Source organism: Arthrobacter sp. Y81, from assembly GCF_002929335.1.
GTDB lineage: Bacteria > Actinomycetota > Actinomycetes > Actinomycetales > Micrococcaceae > Arthrobacter.
Genome location: NZ_PJIL01000016.1, coordinates 23,048 through 37,421 on the forward strand (window position 1 = coordinate 23,048; position 14,374 = coordinate 37,421).

Genomic DNA, 14,374 nt, shown 5'->3' on the forward strand with positions numbered 1-14,374 from the left:
ACAGAATATCCCCGAGCACCCCACTAACTGAAATTGGTTCAGTCCGTCAAGGTTTCAGCTCGACCTTTGTGAAAACTTCGTTTAATACCGGGGACGCGGGGTACTTCAGCACCCGGTCGGACAGCGCCAGGGCCGATATGGGGAAGGCGATGGGGACGGCCGGGACAGACTGGGCAATCTGGGCGTTGATGGTGCGGTACTGCTCCGTCCGCTCCTCGCCCTCCGGCAGGCCTCGGGCCCGGGCGATCTTGGAAAAGACCTGCGGATCCTGGTAGCCGAATTCGCCGGTCTTCTCGCCGAACAGGGGACCGACGAAGTTGTCCGGGTCGGCGTACGAACCGTTCCAGCCAAGCAGGTGCAGGGCATGGTCGCCCGGTGACTGCACCTTTTGCAGGTACCCGTCCGACCACTCCACCGGAACAGGCTTCACGTTCAGGCCCACTGCGGTGAGTTGCCTGCTGAGCTCGGCGTAGACCTTTTCGGGTGTGGGGAGGTACGGCCTTGTCACATTAAGGGGGTAGTAGAACTTGAGTTCCTCGCCCTTGTACCCGGCTTCCTCCAACAACGCTTTGGCCTTGGCCGGATCGTAACCAAGGGAGGGGGCGTTGTTGTTGAACCCGCTGAGTTTGGGCGGAACGAACTGGGTTGCCTGCGTTGTGTTGTCGATGAAGAACCTGCGGATCAGTGTTTCCTTGTCCACTGCCATTTCGATGGCCTGCCGGACTTTGAGGTTCTGCAGGATGGGCACTTCCTGGTTCATGCCGAGATACATCACGGAGAAGGGGTCGCGCTGGATGATCTGTTTTCCGCGCTTGACCAGCTGATCGAAGTTCCCCACAGTGACGGCGTCGTAGGCGTCGATCTTCCCGTCGAGGAGGGCCTGCAGCCTCGACTGGGGCTGGTCGTAGGTGACGAAGTTGATGGTGCCGATCTGGCCCTTGTCGCCCCAGTAATCCTTGTTGCTGACCAGCTTGACGCTCGAGTCTTCCCACGCCGCGAAGCTGTAGGGACCCGTGCCCACGGGATGCAGTGCATAGTTTGAGACCGGCTGGCCGTCGCGGGTCTGGCTGAGGGTGTCGGCCTTCTGCTCCGCCATGGCCTGCGGGGACGACATGGCGAAGGCCGGCAGCGTCAGCGCCTGGAGGAAACCGGTGAAGGGCTGCGTGAGGTCGATCCGGACATTCCCGGCGGAGAGCGCGGTGCAGCCCTTGTAGATGGACAGCGAGGCCTGGTCGGCGTGGGCCTTGAAGACACCTTTGAACGACGTCCCGGGGGCTTGTTTCCTCAGGCTTTCCGGGAAATTGAACCAGCGGTTGAAGTTGGTGCAGACCGACGCGGCATCGAACGGCGACCCGTCCTGGAAGGTGACGCCCTCACGGAGCTTGAACGTGTATGCGCTGCCCTCGTTGGATTCTGCCCACTCGGTCGCGAGCAGGGGAGTGGGCAGGCCGGTAGTCTGGTCCACCCCGACCAGGCCTTCGAGGACCTGGCGGGTGATCCGGTAGGACTCCGTGTCGGATGCCAGCGCGGGATCGAGTCCCAGCGGCTGGGCCGCGGTGCCGAACGTAAACGTCGCCGTGGGCGAGGTGGGGGCCGAGCTGGTCGGAACCGCAGAGGACGACGCCGGCGCGGGGGCGGGCACGCCCGTGCACGAGGCAAGCAGCAGTGACAGGACACCTGCACCGATACTGACTGCAATGCGGCGCGATTTACTGCTGGGCACTCGATTATCACCTCTGGACGGCCGGAAGGCCTCTGGACGGCTGGGAGGTCCGCGGGCCGGGACCGCTCCCCAGTCTAATTGACCGATCCTGGACGCTGGCCGGGTCCGGGGCGCGGCGGCAGGGGCAAAAACGAAGGTCCGCACCACCGGTGCGGACCTTCGGTTTCTCCAGGGCTGGCCCAGGGAGTCAGGCTGGAGCCGGATCAGGAGCGTTGCGGGTTGCCTACTTCGGCATCAGGACGGAGTCCACCAGGTAGACCGTGGCGTTGGCGGTCTTGACGCCGCCGCAGATGACGCTGGCGTCATCGACCTTCAGCGCATCCTTGGTGCCGGTCACGGTGACGGAACCGCCCTGGACAGTCTTGTGGGTGCCCACAATCTTGTCGGGGGTGATCTGGCCGGGAACCACGTGGTAAGTCAGGATCTTGCTCAGCAGGGCGTCGTCGGTCTTGAGGGTTTCGATGGTGGCGGCGTCGATCTTGGCGAACGCGTCATCCACCGGTGCGAAGACCGTGAATTCGCTGCCGTTGAGCGTATCCACCAGGTCAACCTTCGGGTTGAGCTTGCCGGACACTGCTGCCGTCAGGGTCTTCAGCAGCGGGTTGTTGGATGCTGCAACGGCGACCGGATCGAGGGCCATTCCGGCCACCGAGCCTGCGCCGTCCGGAACCTGCTCTGCGTAGCCTGCGCAGCCGGGACCCACCAGGTTGGCGGCCGGGTCCATGGCGGCCGAGGAGCTGGCCGACGGGGACGGTGCCATGCTCGAAGCGGAGGGCGTGGAAGCCGGTGCCGACGAGCTGTTTGCCGTCGTGGCGGAGCCTCCGCAGGCGGTCAGGCTGAGCAGAGCGGCAGCTGCAACGCCTGCAACGGCGAAGGTAGTGCGCTTGAATGACTGCATTTCGATTCTCCTTGTTAGTGCCGATCATTGCCTGCGGTGAACGACTCTTTCGATCACTGCACTGGCTCAATTCCGACTGTGGGCACCGACCCTTGGTTGGTGTCTCAATGGGTATTCGGCAGCTCGGCGGCACCGGATGGGTGGACCCGGAGAATTCTTTTCCTGCGGACTATTCAGGCACAGGGCATTGGCGTTAAACGACGGAATCCCGGACCGTGAGGTCCGGGATTCCGGTGTTCCTACTGCTGTGCGCAAGGGGGGACTTGAACCCCCACGCCCGAAGGCACAGGAACCTAAATCCTGCGTGTCTGCCAATTTCACCACTCGCGCGCGGCGCCGTCGTGCGTGATCCTGACGCTGTTCGTGCGAAAGCGAAAGGACGTTCGACGGCGGATGCCAGGCTCCAGTGTACCTGCCGGCCGGGCCTTTTGCTCGGTGCTGGAAGACGCGGTTCCCACCCGCAGGGAAGGGAACCTAGGCCAGGCCGAGGTCCCGGCGGAGCTTGGCTACGTGGCCGGTGGCCCGCACGTTGTACTGTGCCACCGCCACTTTGCCGTCCGGATCCACCACAATCGTGGACCGGATGAGGCCCTCGTAGGTCCGTCCGTAGTTCTTCTTTTCCCCCCAGGCTGCGTAGGCCTCAGCCACGGCGTGGTCCTCATCGGACAGGAGCGGGAAGGTTAGCCCTTCCGCCTCGGCGAACTTGGCGAGCTTCTCAACCGGATCGGGAGACACGCCCAGGACGTCATAGCCTTCCCGTTGCAGGGAGGCGAGTGTGTCGCGGAAGTCGCACGCTTCCTTGGTGCAGCCGGGCGTGGACGCTGCCGGGTAGAAGTACACGATGGTGTTCCGGCCGCGGTAGCTTTTCAGGCTGACGTCGTTCCCTGCGGAATCCTTCAGCGTAAAGTCCGGTGCCGGAGTGCCGGGAATGAGTCGTTCAACCAAGATGTTCTCCTCTGGAATGTTGTGGACATCCAAGCTTAGTGAGCGGGGGAGCGGGCGACGAATCCCACGCTGGCTATACTAAGTGGTATGCCTGATATGGATCGCTGGCCCACAGGGCGCCTCTTGTCCACGGCGGCACGCCTCGTCGAACATTCTTGGAATGAGAAGCTGGGAGCCATCGGGCTTACCCATGCCGGGGTCATCGCCATGGAGGTTCTCGCCCTCAACGGACCCATGACCCAGGCACAGCTTGCCCAGTTGGTCCGCGTCCAGGCCCAGACGATGGGGAAAACCCTTAGCCGGCTTGAGTCGCATGGACACATCCGCCGGGAGCGCAGCACGTCTGACCGCCGAAGCCATGTGGTGTCCCTCACCGAGCGGGGTGTTGAGGCCGTGGCTGCGGCAGCGGACATGGAACGAACCGTATTGGCTGCTGCTTCGATCGACCCTGACGTGCTGCGGCAAGAGCTCCAGGCCGTAGTGTCCGTCCTGGCCAGCCGCTTTGCCTCGCCGGAGACCAAAGCCATCGTGGCCAACGCCGAATCCGGGCTCACCGTGGATGCCAACAGCGCCAACTGAAAGCCCCGTAGTCGACCGGGCCGGATAGTCGACAGGGCCCGCTAATCGGCGCTGGCTGGCAGGGCTTTCCTATCCCAGCAGCCGGACGGCTATCGCCTCCAGGGCCTGAATGTCCCAGCCCTTGTTCAAGGGGCCCAGCTTGGCCTGCAGGATCCCCATCACACCCATCTCCAATAACGCCTGCAAAGCAGAGCCGGGGTTTTCGCTGAACTCCAGGCTGCTTTCCAGCGCGACTAGTGCGTCGGAGTCAGAGAACTGGGTCGGCAGGGAGGCAGCCATGGCGGCGCCAAGGGCGTCGACATCCGCTTCAATCGTGCCCGTCACAGTAAACCGAAAGACAGCCATGGTTTGCCCTCCCACACCTAGTAATGGGGTCACTTTATCCAGTGGTTCGCAGGTATTCCGATGCTTTAGCTGAATTTTTACCAAAGATAATGCCCTAATTCAGGGCGCCGGCCGAGTATCAAGGCCGGCGTTCTCGATACCCGTCAGGGCAGTGAGGCGAGAATGCTGTGGGGCCACTCTTTGGTGAGCACGTCGTTTAGCTCCCCGTTGGGGCTGCTCACACAGTGCGGGGTGTGGTCCGGATCCACTCCCGTTCATGCTCCAACGTCGGTAGCCCGCACATTTCGCGGGCGCATCCCTTCAATATCCACCGGGTGATTTCCGGGCAAAACGAAACCCCGTCTTCATGGCTTGTGGCCAGTGAAGACGGGGTTTCTGTGGTGCACCCCCCGGGACTCGAACCCGGAACCCATTGATTAAGAGTCAATTGCTCTGCCAGTTGAGCTAGAGGTGCAGCTGTTGTTTTGGCTCTTCCCGTGGGCTTTTGTTTCCCGCGTTCATCTCCGCAACGACATGAAACTCTACACGAGATTTAGCGCCGTGTGAAATCGGCGCCCGCCTCAGCTCCCCGGCTGGGCCGGAAGGGCCAAAATCAGCGCGGAATCAGGGTTTTCGTTGTTGGTAAGCATCCACAAGGTGCCGTCCGGGGCGAGCGAAACGTCCCGAATGCGCCCGTACCGGGTTGTGAAATGGCTCACAGGATTGCCCGCATTTTCGCCAGCGAGGGGGACGGCCCACAGCCGCTGGCCCCTGAGTGCGCCGAGATAGGCCGTGGAGCCCACAATCTCAAGCCCGCTCGGGGATGATTCCGCGGTGGACGGCCAGACCACCTTGGCATCGATGAAGCCTGGCCTGCCCGGCGCCCCTGTGACCTCCGGCCAGCCGTAGTTGCCGCCCGGCTGGATCAGGTTCAGTTCGTCATCCACGTTTGGACCGAATTCGCTGGACCACAGCCTGCCGGAGTCATCCCAGTCCAGGCCCTGCACGTTCCGGTGGCCAAGGCTGTAGACGGGGTTGTCTCCAAACGGGTTCCCGGGGGCGGCACGGCCTTCGGCGGTAATCCTGAGGATTTTGCCGCCCAGCGCGTTCGGATCCTGCGGTTGGTCGCGGCGTTGTGAGTCACCGGTTCCCACGTACAGATTTCCGTCCGGTCCAAAGCGGATTCGGCCGCCGTTGTGGGTTGAGGCCTTGGGGATGCCGGCGAAGATGATCTCCGGCTGTCCAAGCTTCAACGGGCCCCCGGGGTCGGCCTCCGTCAGCGTGAGACGGGCAATCCTGTTGTCCGTACCGGAAGTGAAATAGGCGAACAGCGACATGTCGGATTCGTACTCGGGTGACACTGCCAACCCCAGGAGGCCGCCCTCTCCGCCGGGAACAACTCCGGGGACGCTGCCAAGCACCGAGGTCTTCCCGTCCTTGACCGATTTGAGTTCGCCGCTGTCACGTTCCGAGATGACGGCGGTGCCATCCGGCAGGAACACCGTGGACCAGGGCAGCTGCAGCCCTTCAACGGTCCGCAGCACCTGGGGTTCCTGGGCGGCCGGGTTACTACCCGTGACTGAACCGGCGTTGCCTGTGGGAATGCCGCTGCCGCCGCCGGTGCACGCGGCCAGAGTGAGCGATGAGAATAGCGCGGTGGAGGCATAAAAAAGGCGGAGCGCACGCCTGGATGTGCACCCCGCCTTCTCCGGGTTCATTGTGTACCCCCGCCTCGTTGACGGCCGGGCCTAGTGCCGGCTCCGACGCGGAGCCCGGAAGCCTGCCGCTTCCGCGTGCGCGGCCGACTCGAACCAGACCTCTGCGGTGGCCTCCTCATAGTCCGGGCTGGTCTCATCGTGGTAGATCATCGACTGCGCATTGCCTTTGACCGTGTAGCCGTCAGGTCCGCTGCCGTCCGAGCCCGGAGCTGCGGATCCGTCACCGTAAGGCTTGTCGGCTGCAAGGTGTCCGGCGGGTTCAGCCGTGTGGCTTGCGGCCGCTTCCGTGGCCGCTGATGACGCCGCCGCCTGCAGTGTTTCAGCATCTCCCTCGGAGAGGACGCCTGTGTGGGTCCCGCCGGCCGGTCCGGCTCCGCCGGCGGGTGACGGTTCCGCTCCGCCTTCAGCGGCCGCGACATCCTCCGTAGCGGCGTCCTCGGCCGCGGCTGATTCGGCGCCGGGAAGGGTGGGGGCGTGGGGTTCCGTGTACTCAGGGTGGTGGACGGGTGCCTGTTTGCCTCCGTCGGGGGACGGAGTTTCCCGTGCCGCCGGTTCTTTGGCTGCTGTCTCCTTGGTGTGCGTTTCGACGGCATGCGGAGTGCTGGCCGCCTCGGACCACTGTTCTTCCCACTCGGCCCTGTCGGCCACAGCGGCGCGGTCCGGCGCTGCTGTAGCATCCTGTGTCGCCGTGGTGGCTGTCCCTGCCGCAGTCGCGTTCGGGTCCGCTGATGAATCCTCGTCCCAGTCATCCACGTCTCCGCCGGCGCTCGCCGGAGCCGGGCTCACTGGAGCGCCGCTCGCGGGAGGTGACGCCACCGGCAGGGACGCGGCTGGTTCAGCTGGTTCAGCCGCCGCGGTAGCTTGCGAGGAAGGACGCGGAGTTGAAGATTCGGCAACCGGCGCCCCGGCGGCAACGGGCGCCTGCGGCCGCTCCCTGGCATCGTCCGCCGTCGTGGGTGCCGCAGGTGTCGCAGGAGAGCCGAAGCCTGCGGCACTCGCCATTCCGGCAGTGGCGGCTGCCTCTGCCGACACTGCCGCGCCTCCGCCAGCCGGTGCGGCTCCCGCGGGCCTGCCTGAGCCGGGCTGCTCTGCCTGTGGAGCGGACACACCGGAATCGGAGGACGCCGATGTTCCGGTGGTATTTCCTGAACTGTTGCGGTTCAGGAGCCACCAGACGACCCCGACGATGACTACGATGACGATGACCCAAATAATCCAGTCCATAGCAGAGCCCTTCTATCCACAAGGCAAGGTTGCCGTTGCTTGACGTTACGTCGGTGTGATTACGGCTGTAAAGGCTTACATGGGGGAATCGAGGCCGTCCTGTAGCCTCGCCTCATGGATTTGAAACGGCTCCGGATTCTCCGCGAACTTTCGGACCGGGGCACCGTGGGCGCCACTGCCGAAGCAATGGAGGTGACGCCCTCCGCCGTCTCCCAACAGCTCAAGACACTCCAGGACGAACTGGGTGTTGTCCTGGTTGAAAAGTCCGGCAGGGGAGTGCGGCTCACAGAGGCGGGCCGAGCCATGGCCGCGGCCGCGGCCGACGTTTCCACGGCCATGGCTCGCGCTGAAGCCACCATCGACACGTACCGGCAGGGCTGGCAGACACACGTCAAGGCGGCCTTTTTTCCGAGCGCGGCTGAGATGTTCCTCCCCGGCCTCCTGCATCGCGTCAAGGCGGTGGAGGGCCTTCGGTTCGAGGCCCGCTTCGAGGACCCGGGTGTCGCAGGATTCACTGCCCTGGCCGCTGATTACGACATCGTGCTGGCCCATAGCGTGGATGGCCCCAATGTTTTCGCCCGGCAGGGGCTCGTGGTTGTTCCGCTGCTGAACGAGCCGCTGGACGTGGCCATGCCGGCCGGGCACGTCCTGGCGACAAAGCCATCGCTGACGGCCAGCGATGTTGTGGGATTTCCCTGGATGGGCGTGCCGGAGGGCTTTCCGTTCGACACAGTGCTTCGCCAGATCGAGGTGCAGGCGGGGGCTCCGGCATTGCGCGCGCAGTTGTTTCCCGACCTGCGGGTGTTGGAAGCGCTGGTCAGCGCCGGCCACGGATTGAGCCTGTTGCCCCGGTACACAGCCCTGAGAAACCAGGAGCGCGGCTTTGTGCTGCGCCCCCTGCTGGGGGTAACTGCCCGCCGCAGCATCGTCGCGCTCGCGCGCCCGGATGTGGCGGCCCGGACCACCATCCAGCAGGTCCTGTCCATGCTCGAGGCGGAAGCCGCATCGATCAACACCGCCGGCCTGAGTGACGCGTGACACATCCAAAGTGGCCGCGACCCTCGGGATCTCATTATTTGAGACGAGAGTCCACTATTTGATCGAAATATTCACGGTTTTCGGCTTAACCCTCCATCCGGGGTCGTTGGCGTCCCAATCGGAGTCATAGACTTTGACCCATGAGTGAGGACACCCAAACAGCAACCGAGAACAAGATCGACATCAAGCCCCGCAGCCGGGTCGTCACCGACGGGATCCATGCCGCCCCCGCGCGCGGTATGTTCCGCGCAGTCGGCATGGGCGATGACGACTTCGCGAAGCCCCAGATCGGCGTTGCGAGCTCCTGGAATGAAATCACTCCCTGCAACCTCTCCCTGAACCGGCTGGCCCAGGGCGCCAAGGAAGGCGTCCACGCCGGCGGCGGCTTCCCCATGCAGTTCGGGACGATCTCCGTTTCCGACGGAATCTCCATGGGCCACGAAGGCATGCACTTCTCGCTCGTTTCCCGCGAGGTCATCGCCGACTCCGTGGAAACCGTCATGCAGGCCGAGCGCATCGACGGCTCCGTCCTGCTCGCCGGTTGCGACAAGTCCCTCCCGGGCATGCTCATGGCAGCAGCCCGCCTGGACCTGGCCAGCGTCTTCCTCTACGCGGGCTCCATCATGCCGGGCTGGGTCAAGCTCGAGGACGGCTCCGAAAAGGAAGTCACCCTCATCGACGCCTTCGAAGCCGTGGGCGCCTGCGCCGCAGGCAAGATGAGCCTCGGGGACCTGGAGCGCATCGAAAAGGCCATCTGTCCCGGCGAAGGTGCCTGCGGCGGCATGTACACGGCCAACACCATGGCCTGCATCGGCGAGGCCCTGGGCATGTCCCTGCCGGGCTCCGCTGCTCCGCCCTCGGCAGACCGACGTCGTGATGACTTCGCCCGCAAGTCCGGCGAAGCGGTGGTCAACCTGCTCCGCCTCGGCATCACTGCCCGGGACATCATGACCAAGAAGGCCTTCGAGAACGCCATCGCCGTGACCATGGCATTCGGCGGCTCCACCAACGCCGTCCTGCACCTGCTGGCCATCGCCCGCGAGGCCGAGGTTGAGCTGACCCTGAACGACTTCAACCGCATCGGCGACAAGATCCCGCACCTGGGTGACCTGAAGCCCTTCGGCCGCTACGTCATGACCGACGTGGACAAGATCGGCGGCGTGCCGGTCATCATGAAGGCACTGCTCGACGCCGGGCTGCTGCACGGAGACTGCCTCACCGTTACCGGCAAGACCCTTGCGGAGAACCTCGCGTCCATCAACCCGCCGGACCTGGACGGCAAGATCCTGCGTGCCTTGGACAACCCGATCCACAAGACCGGCGGCATCACCATCCTGCACGGTTCCATGGCGCCGGAAGGCGCCGTCGTCAAGAGCGCCGGCTTCGACGCCGATGTCTTCGAAGGCACGGCCCGCGTGTTCGAACGCGAGCAGGGCGCCCTGGATGCGCTGGATAACGGACAGATCAACAAGGGTGATGTTGTGGTCATCCGCTACGAGGGCCCCAAGGGTGGTCCGGGCATGCGCGAAATGCTCGCCATCACCGGTGCCATCAAGGGTGCCGGCCTGGGCAAGGACGTGCTCCTGCTGACCGACGGCCGTTTCTCCGGCGGTACCACCGGACTGTGCATCGGCCACGTTGCGCCCGAAGCGGTCGACGGCGGCCCCATCGCCTTCGTCAAGGACGGCGACCGGATCCGCGTGGACATCGCCGCCCGCAGCTTCGACCTGCTGGTGGACGACGCCGAGCTCGAGTCCCGCAAGATCGGGTGGGAGCCGCTGCCAGCCAAGTTCACGAAGGGCGTGCTCGCCAAGTACGCCAAGCTGGTGCACAGCGCCTCCACCGGCGCATACTGCGGGTAGCACCCCGTAGTTGCGCTAACCCAACTGACTGGCAGCTAACGTCCGCAAACGCGCTTTTCGGAGCGTTAACTGCGAGTCAGTTGGGGCGGCGTTCATTTTGTGGACAATGGAGTCCATATGGTGAGATGCGCGCCGTCGTCGTTGACATGCATCTCACGTAGAGGGAAAACTGAACGCATGATCGCAATCGTTACTAGCTGCGCCGCTGCAGAAGCAGTCGTCGTCCTTACCAAGCGCGTGGCTCAATAGCCCGACTGGTAACGAACCGTCACGCGCAACCCCTCGAAGAGCCACCAGGCTGAGGGGTTTTTTTATTTGTTGCAGTAATTGAATCCGCCATGAGAACCACCCGCTAATGAAGATCCACAAAGGAAGAGTCCGATGAGCAAAGGATCGCCGATCAGCCCCTCGCTGATGGCTACAAAGTCCGCTGGAGCCCCTAAAGCTCCGGAACGCGCCGACCGCACGGCCGATGCCGGTGTCGACCACGCTGCTGCTGTCTCTCCTGTCCTTGGACCGAACAACGTCGTACCCCCGACGGTGATGACCGGTTCACAAGCTATTGTCCGCTCGCTCGAAGAACTCGGCGTGGACGATATTTTTGGTTTGCCCGGTGGCGCGATCCTGCCCACCTATGACCCCTTGATGGCTTCCAGGATGAATCACGTCCTGGTCCGTCACGAACAGGGAGCCGGCCACGCCGCGCAAGGCTACGCCATGGTTACCGGGCGGGTTGGCGTTTGCATTGCCACCTCGGGCCCCGGGGCCACCAACCTCGTTACCGCCATCATGGATGCCCACATGGACTCCGTGCCGCTCGTGGCCATCACCGGCCAGGTGTCCAGCGGAGTCATTGGTACGGACGCTTTCCAGGAAGCGGACATCGTCGGCATCACTATGCCGATCACCAAGCACTCGTTCCTGGTGACCGACCCCAGCGACATCCCGCACGTCATGGCGGAGGCGTTCCACCTTGCTTCCACCGGCCGTCCCGGTCCGGTGCTGGTGGACATTGCCAAGGATGCGCAGCAGGGCCAGATGACCTTCTCCTGGCCTCCCAAGATTGACCTTCCCGGTTACCGCCCGGTGGTCCGCGGCCACAACAAGCAGGTTCGCGAAGCAGCGAAGCTGATTGCCGCGGCCAGCAAGCCTGTGCTCTACGTCGGCGGCGGAGTGGTGAAGGCGCACGCTTCGGCAGAGTTGCGGGAACTCGCCGAAATCACCGGCGCGCCCGTCGTAACCACCCTGATGGCCCGCGGCGTATTCCCGGACTCGCACCCGCAGCACGTCGGCATGCCGGGCATGCACGGTACGGTCTCCGCCGTGACCGCGCTGCAGCAGTCCGACCTGCTCATCACGCTGGGCGCCCGTTTTGATGACCGGGTAACCGGCATCCTGAAGACGTTCGCGCCCAACGCGAAGGTCATCCACGCAGACATCGATCCGGCCGAGATTTCCAAGAACCGCACGGCGGACGTTCCGATCGTGGGATCCGTCAAGGAGATCATCCCGGAACTCACCGAAGCCGTGAAGACGCAGTTCGAGGTTTCCGGGAAGCCGGACCTGGACAACTGGTGGACGTTCCTGAACAACCTGAAGGAAACGTATCCGCTGGGCTGGACGGAGCCCGAGGACGGCCTCAGTGCGCCGCAGCGCGTCATTGAGCGCATCGGCGCCCTGACGGGTCCCGAAGGTATCTACGTGGCAGGCGTCGGCCAGCACCAGATGTGGGCGGCACAGTTCATCAAGTACGAACGCCCCCACGCGTGGCTGAACTCAGGCGGAGCCGGCACCATGGGCTACGCAGTCCCGGCGGCCATGGGCGCCAAGGTGGGCGAACCGGACCGCGTGGTCTGGGCCATCGACGGTGACGGCTGCTTCCAGATGACCAACCAGGAACTGGCCACGTGCGCCATCAACAAGATCCCCATCAAGGTTGCCGTCATCAACAACTCCTCGCTGGGAATGGTGCGCCAGTGGCAGACCCTCTTCTACGAGGGCCGCTACTCGAACACCGACCTGAACACCGGACACGAGACAGTCCGCATTCCGGACTTCGTGAAACTGGGCGAGGCCTACGGCTGCGCTTCCTTCCGGTGCGAGCGCGACGAGGACATCGACGCCACCATCCTGAAGGCCCTTGAAATCAATGACCGCCCCGTGGTCATCGACTTCGTGGTGAGCCCCGACTCCATGGTGTGGCCGATGGTGCCCGCCGGAGTGAGCAACGACCAGATCCAGGTCGCCCGCAACATGACCCCGGAATGGGAAGAGGAGGACTGATCATGACCCGCCACACGCTGTCCGTTCTGGTCGAAGACAAACCCGGTGTGCTGACCCGCGTAGCGAGCCTCTTCGCGCGCCGGGCCTTCAACATCAATTCCCTGGCCGTCGGCCCGACGGAAGTTCCGGGCATGTCCCGGATGACCGTCGTCGTCGACGCCGACGGTGACCTGATCGAACAGGTCACCAAGCAGTTGAACAAGCTGGTCAATGTGATCAAGATTGTTGAACTCACCTCAGAATCTTCCGTGCAGCGAGACCACATCCTGGTCAAGGTACGTGCGGATGCCGCAACTCGTCTGCAGGTGACCCAGGCTGCAGACCTGTTCCGCGCTTCAGTGGTCGACGTCTCCACAGACTCCGTGGTCATTGAAGCAACCGGCCACCCCGAAAAGCTCACCGCACTGCTCTCAGTGCTCGAGCCCTTCGGCATCCGCGAAATTGTGCAGTCCGGCACCTTGGCCGTTGGACGGGGATCCCGCTCCATGAGTGACAGAGCACTACGCTCCGCGTAAGGCAACAGCCTAAGACACAGGCGGGGCACAGCCTCACCTGCGACGCAAAGCCCGTGCAGTACCGCAAAACCACAGACTATTTACACACCAGAGAATCCACTCAAAAGGAGTTACGCAAGTGACTGAAATGTTCTACGACGACGACGCAGACCTCTCCATCATCCAGGGCCGCAAGGTTGCAATCGTCGGCTATGGCTCCCAGGGCCACGCCCACGCCCTGAACCTGCGCGACTCCGGCGTCGAAGTGACCATCGCCCTCAAGGAAGGCTCGTCGTCGATCGCCAAGGCCGAGGATGCAGGCTTCTCGGTGAAGAACGTCGCAGACGCCGCCGAATGGGCCGACGTCATCATGATCCTGGCGCCGGACCAGTACCAGCGCTCGATCTTCAACGACTCCATCAAGGACAAGCTGACCCCGGGCAAGGCACTCGCCTTCGCGCACGGCTTCAACATCCGCTTCGGCTACATCGAGGCACCGGAGGGCGTTGACGTCATCCTGATCGCCCCGAAGGCTCCCGGCCACACCGTGCGCCGCGAATTCGAAGCCGGCCGCGGCATCCCGGACATCATCGCCGTGGAGCAGGACGCCACCGGTTCCGCTTGGGACCTGGCCAAGTCCTACGCCAAGGCCATCGGCGGCACCCGCGCCGGCGTTATCAAGACCACCTTCACTGAAGAGACCGAAACCGACCTCTTCGGCGAGCAGGCTGTCCTGTGCGGCGGCGTGTCCCAGCTGGTCCAGTACGGCTTCGAGACCCTGACCGAGGCCGGCTACCAGCCGCAGATCGCCTACTTCGAGGTCCTGCACGAGCTCAAGCTCATCGTTGACCTCATGTGGGAAGGCGGCATCGCCAAGCAGCGCTGGAGCGTTTCCGACACCGCAGAATACGGCGACTACGTCTCCGGCCCGCGCGTCATCACCCCCGAGGTGAAGGAAAACATGAAGGCTGTCCTCGCCGACATCCAGAACGGGGCCTTCGCCAAGCGCTTCATCGAGGACCAGGACAACGGCGGCGTTGAGTTCAAGGCACTGCGCGCCAAGGCAGAGCAGCACCCGATCGAGGCCGTTGGCCGCGAACTGCGCGGTTTGTTCTCCTGGCAGCAGCAGGACGAGGACTACGTAGAGGGCTCGGCAGCCCGCTAAGCCCGGCATTCAGCCGCCAGGCAGAAGACAACAGTGAGGCCGGGTTCACACTTAACAATGTGAGCCCGGCCTTTCCGTCAGCCTAGACTTGATTTATCCCCCGGACTGCAACGCAGAGGAT

Annotated in this window: 12 protein-coding genes and 2 tRNA genes; 6 read left to right on the forward strand and 8 right to left on the reverse strand. The window is 63.9% G+C overall.

From position 1 onward, the window contains the following. Nucleotides 1-46: 46 nt before the first annotated feature. The 4 genes from CXQ91_RS18475 to bcp all read right to left on the reverse strand — a co-directional run bounded on the left by CXQ91_RS18475 (nucleotide 47) and on the right by bcp (nucleotide 3,566). Nucleotides 47-1,723, reverse strand: coding sequence for an ABC transporter substrate-binding protein (locus tag CXQ91_RS18475; RefSeq protein WP_181038951.1), 1,677 nt, complete (start codon nucleotides 1,721-1,723; stop codon nucleotides 47-49). A 223-nt stretch (nucleotides 1,724-1,946) separates the two neighbouring features. Then, nucleotides 1,947-2,621: a fasciclin domain-containing protein gene (locus CXQ91_RS18480; RefSeq protein WP_104175359.1), complete on the reverse strand. Its 675-nt coding sequence runs from the start codon at nucleotides 2,619-2,621 to the stop codon at nucleotides 1,947-1,949. A 248-nt stretch (nucleotides 2,622-2,869) separates the two neighbouring features. Then, a tRNA-Leu gene (locus CXQ91_RS18485) sits at nucleotides 2,870-2,951 on the reverse strand. Between the two features lie 144 nt (nucleotides 2,952-3,095). Then, nucleotides 3,096-3,566, reverse strand: a complete 471-nt coding sequence (gene bcp / locus CXQ91_RS18490; RefSeq protein ID WP_104175360.1) for a thioredoxin-dependent thiol peroxidase — start codon at nucleotides 3,564-3,566, stop codon at nucleotides 3,096-3,098. 96 nt (nucleotides 3,567-3,662) lie between these two features. Between bcp and CXQ91_RS18495 the strand changes: the two genes are divergently transcribed. Next, nucleotides 3,663-4,145 (forward strand): MarR family winged helix-turn-helix transcriptional regulator, encoded by a 483-nt coding sequence (locus CXQ91_RS18495; RefSeq protein ID WP_104175361.1) that lies wholly within the window; start codon nucleotides 3,663-3,665, stop codon nucleotides 4,143-4,145. Between the two features lie 69 nt (nucleotides 4,146-4,214). Here the strand turns inward: CXQ91_RS18495 and CXQ91_RS18500 are convergent, their stop codons facing one another. The 4 genes from CXQ91_RS18500 to CXQ91_RS18515 form a co-directional block, all read right to left on the reverse strand. Further along, nucleotides 4,215-4,490 (reverse strand): hypothetical protein, encoded by a 276-nt coding sequence (locus CXQ91_RS18500; protein WP_104175362.1) that lies wholly within the window; start codon nucleotides 4,488-4,490, stop codon nucleotides 4,215-4,217. Nucleotides 4,491-4,868: 378 nt separating this feature from the next. Continuing rightward, nucleotides 4,869-4,944 (reverse strand) — tRNA-Lys (locus CXQ91_RS18505). Nucleotides 4,945-5,050: 106 nt separating this feature from the next. After that, nucleotides 5,051-6,187 carry a sorbosone dehydrogenase family protein gene (locus tag CXQ91_RS18510; protein ID WP_104175363.1) on the reverse strand — a complete coding sequence of 379 codons (1,137 nt, stop codon included), beginning with the start codon at nucleotides 6,185-6,187 and terminating at the stop codon, nucleotides 5,051-5,053. A gap of 30 nt (nucleotides 6,188-6,217) precedes the next feature. After that, entirely contained in the window at nucleotides 6,218-7,411 is a 1,194-nt protein-coding gene (locus CXQ91_RS18515) for a hypothetical protein (protein ID WP_104175364.1), read from the reverse strand. A 114-nt stretch (nucleotides 7,412-7,525) separates the two neighbouring features. On the opposite strand from CXQ91_RS18515, the gene CXQ91_RS18520 reads away from it, so the two are divergent. From CXQ91_RS18520 to ilvC, 5 genes are all read left to right on the forward strand, one after another. Continuing rightward, nucleotides 7,526-8,449, forward strand: coding sequence for a LysR family transcriptional regulator (locus CXQ91_RS18520; RefSeq protein WP_104175365.1), 924 nt, complete (start codon nucleotides 7,526-7,528; stop codon nucleotides 8,447-8,449). Nucleotides 8,450-8,589: 140 nt separating this feature from the next. Continuing rightward, complete coding sequence (gene ilvD / locus CXQ91_RS18525) at nucleotides 8,590-10,311, forward strand: dihydroxy-acid dehydratase (protein ID WP_104175366.1); 1,722 nt, start codon at nucleotides 8,590-8,592, stop codon at nucleotides 10,309-10,311. Nucleotides 10,312-10,692: 381 nt separating this feature from the next. Then, a complete protein-coding gene (locus tag CXQ91_RS18530) occupies nucleotides 10,693-12,594 on the forward strand; it encodes an acetolactate synthase large subunit (RefSeq protein ID WP_104175367.1) in 1,902 nt (633 codons plus the stop codon). 2 nt (nucleotides 12,595-12,596) lie between these two features. Beyond that, nucleotides 12,597-13,109: an acetolactate synthase small subunit gene (gene ilvN, locus CXQ91_RS18535; protein WP_028271611.1), complete on the forward strand. Its 513-nt coding sequence runs from the start codon at nucleotides 12,597-12,599 to the stop codon at nucleotides 13,107-13,109. 118 nt (nucleotides 13,110-13,227) lie between these two features. After that, nucleotides 13,228-14,253: a ketol-acid reductoisomerase gene (ilvC, locus tag CXQ91_RS18540; RefSeq protein WP_104175368.1), complete on the forward strand. Its 1,026-nt coding sequence runs from the start codon at nucleotides 13,228-13,230 to the stop codon at nucleotides 14,251-14,253. The last annotated feature ends 121 nt before the right edge of the window (nucleotides 14,254-14,374 follow it).

Bases quoted from the DNA above. Each gene is read 5' to 3' on its own strand.
- CXQ91_RS18515 (WP_104175364.1), bottom strand. From the start codon at position 7,411: ATGGACTGGATTATTTGGGTCATCGTCATCGTAGTCATCGTCGGGGTC.
- CXQ91_RS18495 (WP_104175361.1), top strand. From the start codon at position 3,663: ATGGATCGCTGGCCCACAGGGCGCCTCTTGTCCACGGCGGCACGCCTC.
- CXQ91_RS18500 (WP_104175362.1), bottom strand. From the start codon at position 4,490: ATGGCTGTCTTTCGGTTTACTGTGACGGGCACGATTGAAGCGGATGTC.
- CXQ91_RS18480 (WP_104175359.1), bottom strand. From the start codon at position 2,621: ATGCAGTCATTCAAGCGCACTACCTTCGCCGTTGCAGGCGTTGCAGCT.
- ilvD (WP_104175366.1), top strand. From the start codon at position 8,590: ATGAGTGAGGACACCCAAACAGCAACCGAGAACAAGATCGACATCAAG.
- CXQ91_RS18520 (WP_104175365.1), top strand. From the start codon at position 7,526: ATGGATTTGAAACGGCTCCGGATTCTCCGCGAACTTTCGGACCGGGGC.
- ilvN (WP_028271611.1), top strand. From the start codon at position 12,597: ATGACCCGCCACACGCTGTCCGTTCTGGTCGAAGACAAACCCGGTGTG.
- CXQ91_RS18530 (WP_104175367.1), top strand. From the start codon at position 10,693: ATGAGCAAAGGATCGCCGATCAGCCCCTCGCTGATGGCTACAAAGTCC.
- CXQ91_RS18510 (WP_104175363.1), bottom strand. From the start codon at position 6,187: ATGAACCCGGAGAAGGCGGGGTGCACATCCAGGCGTGCGCTCCGCCTT.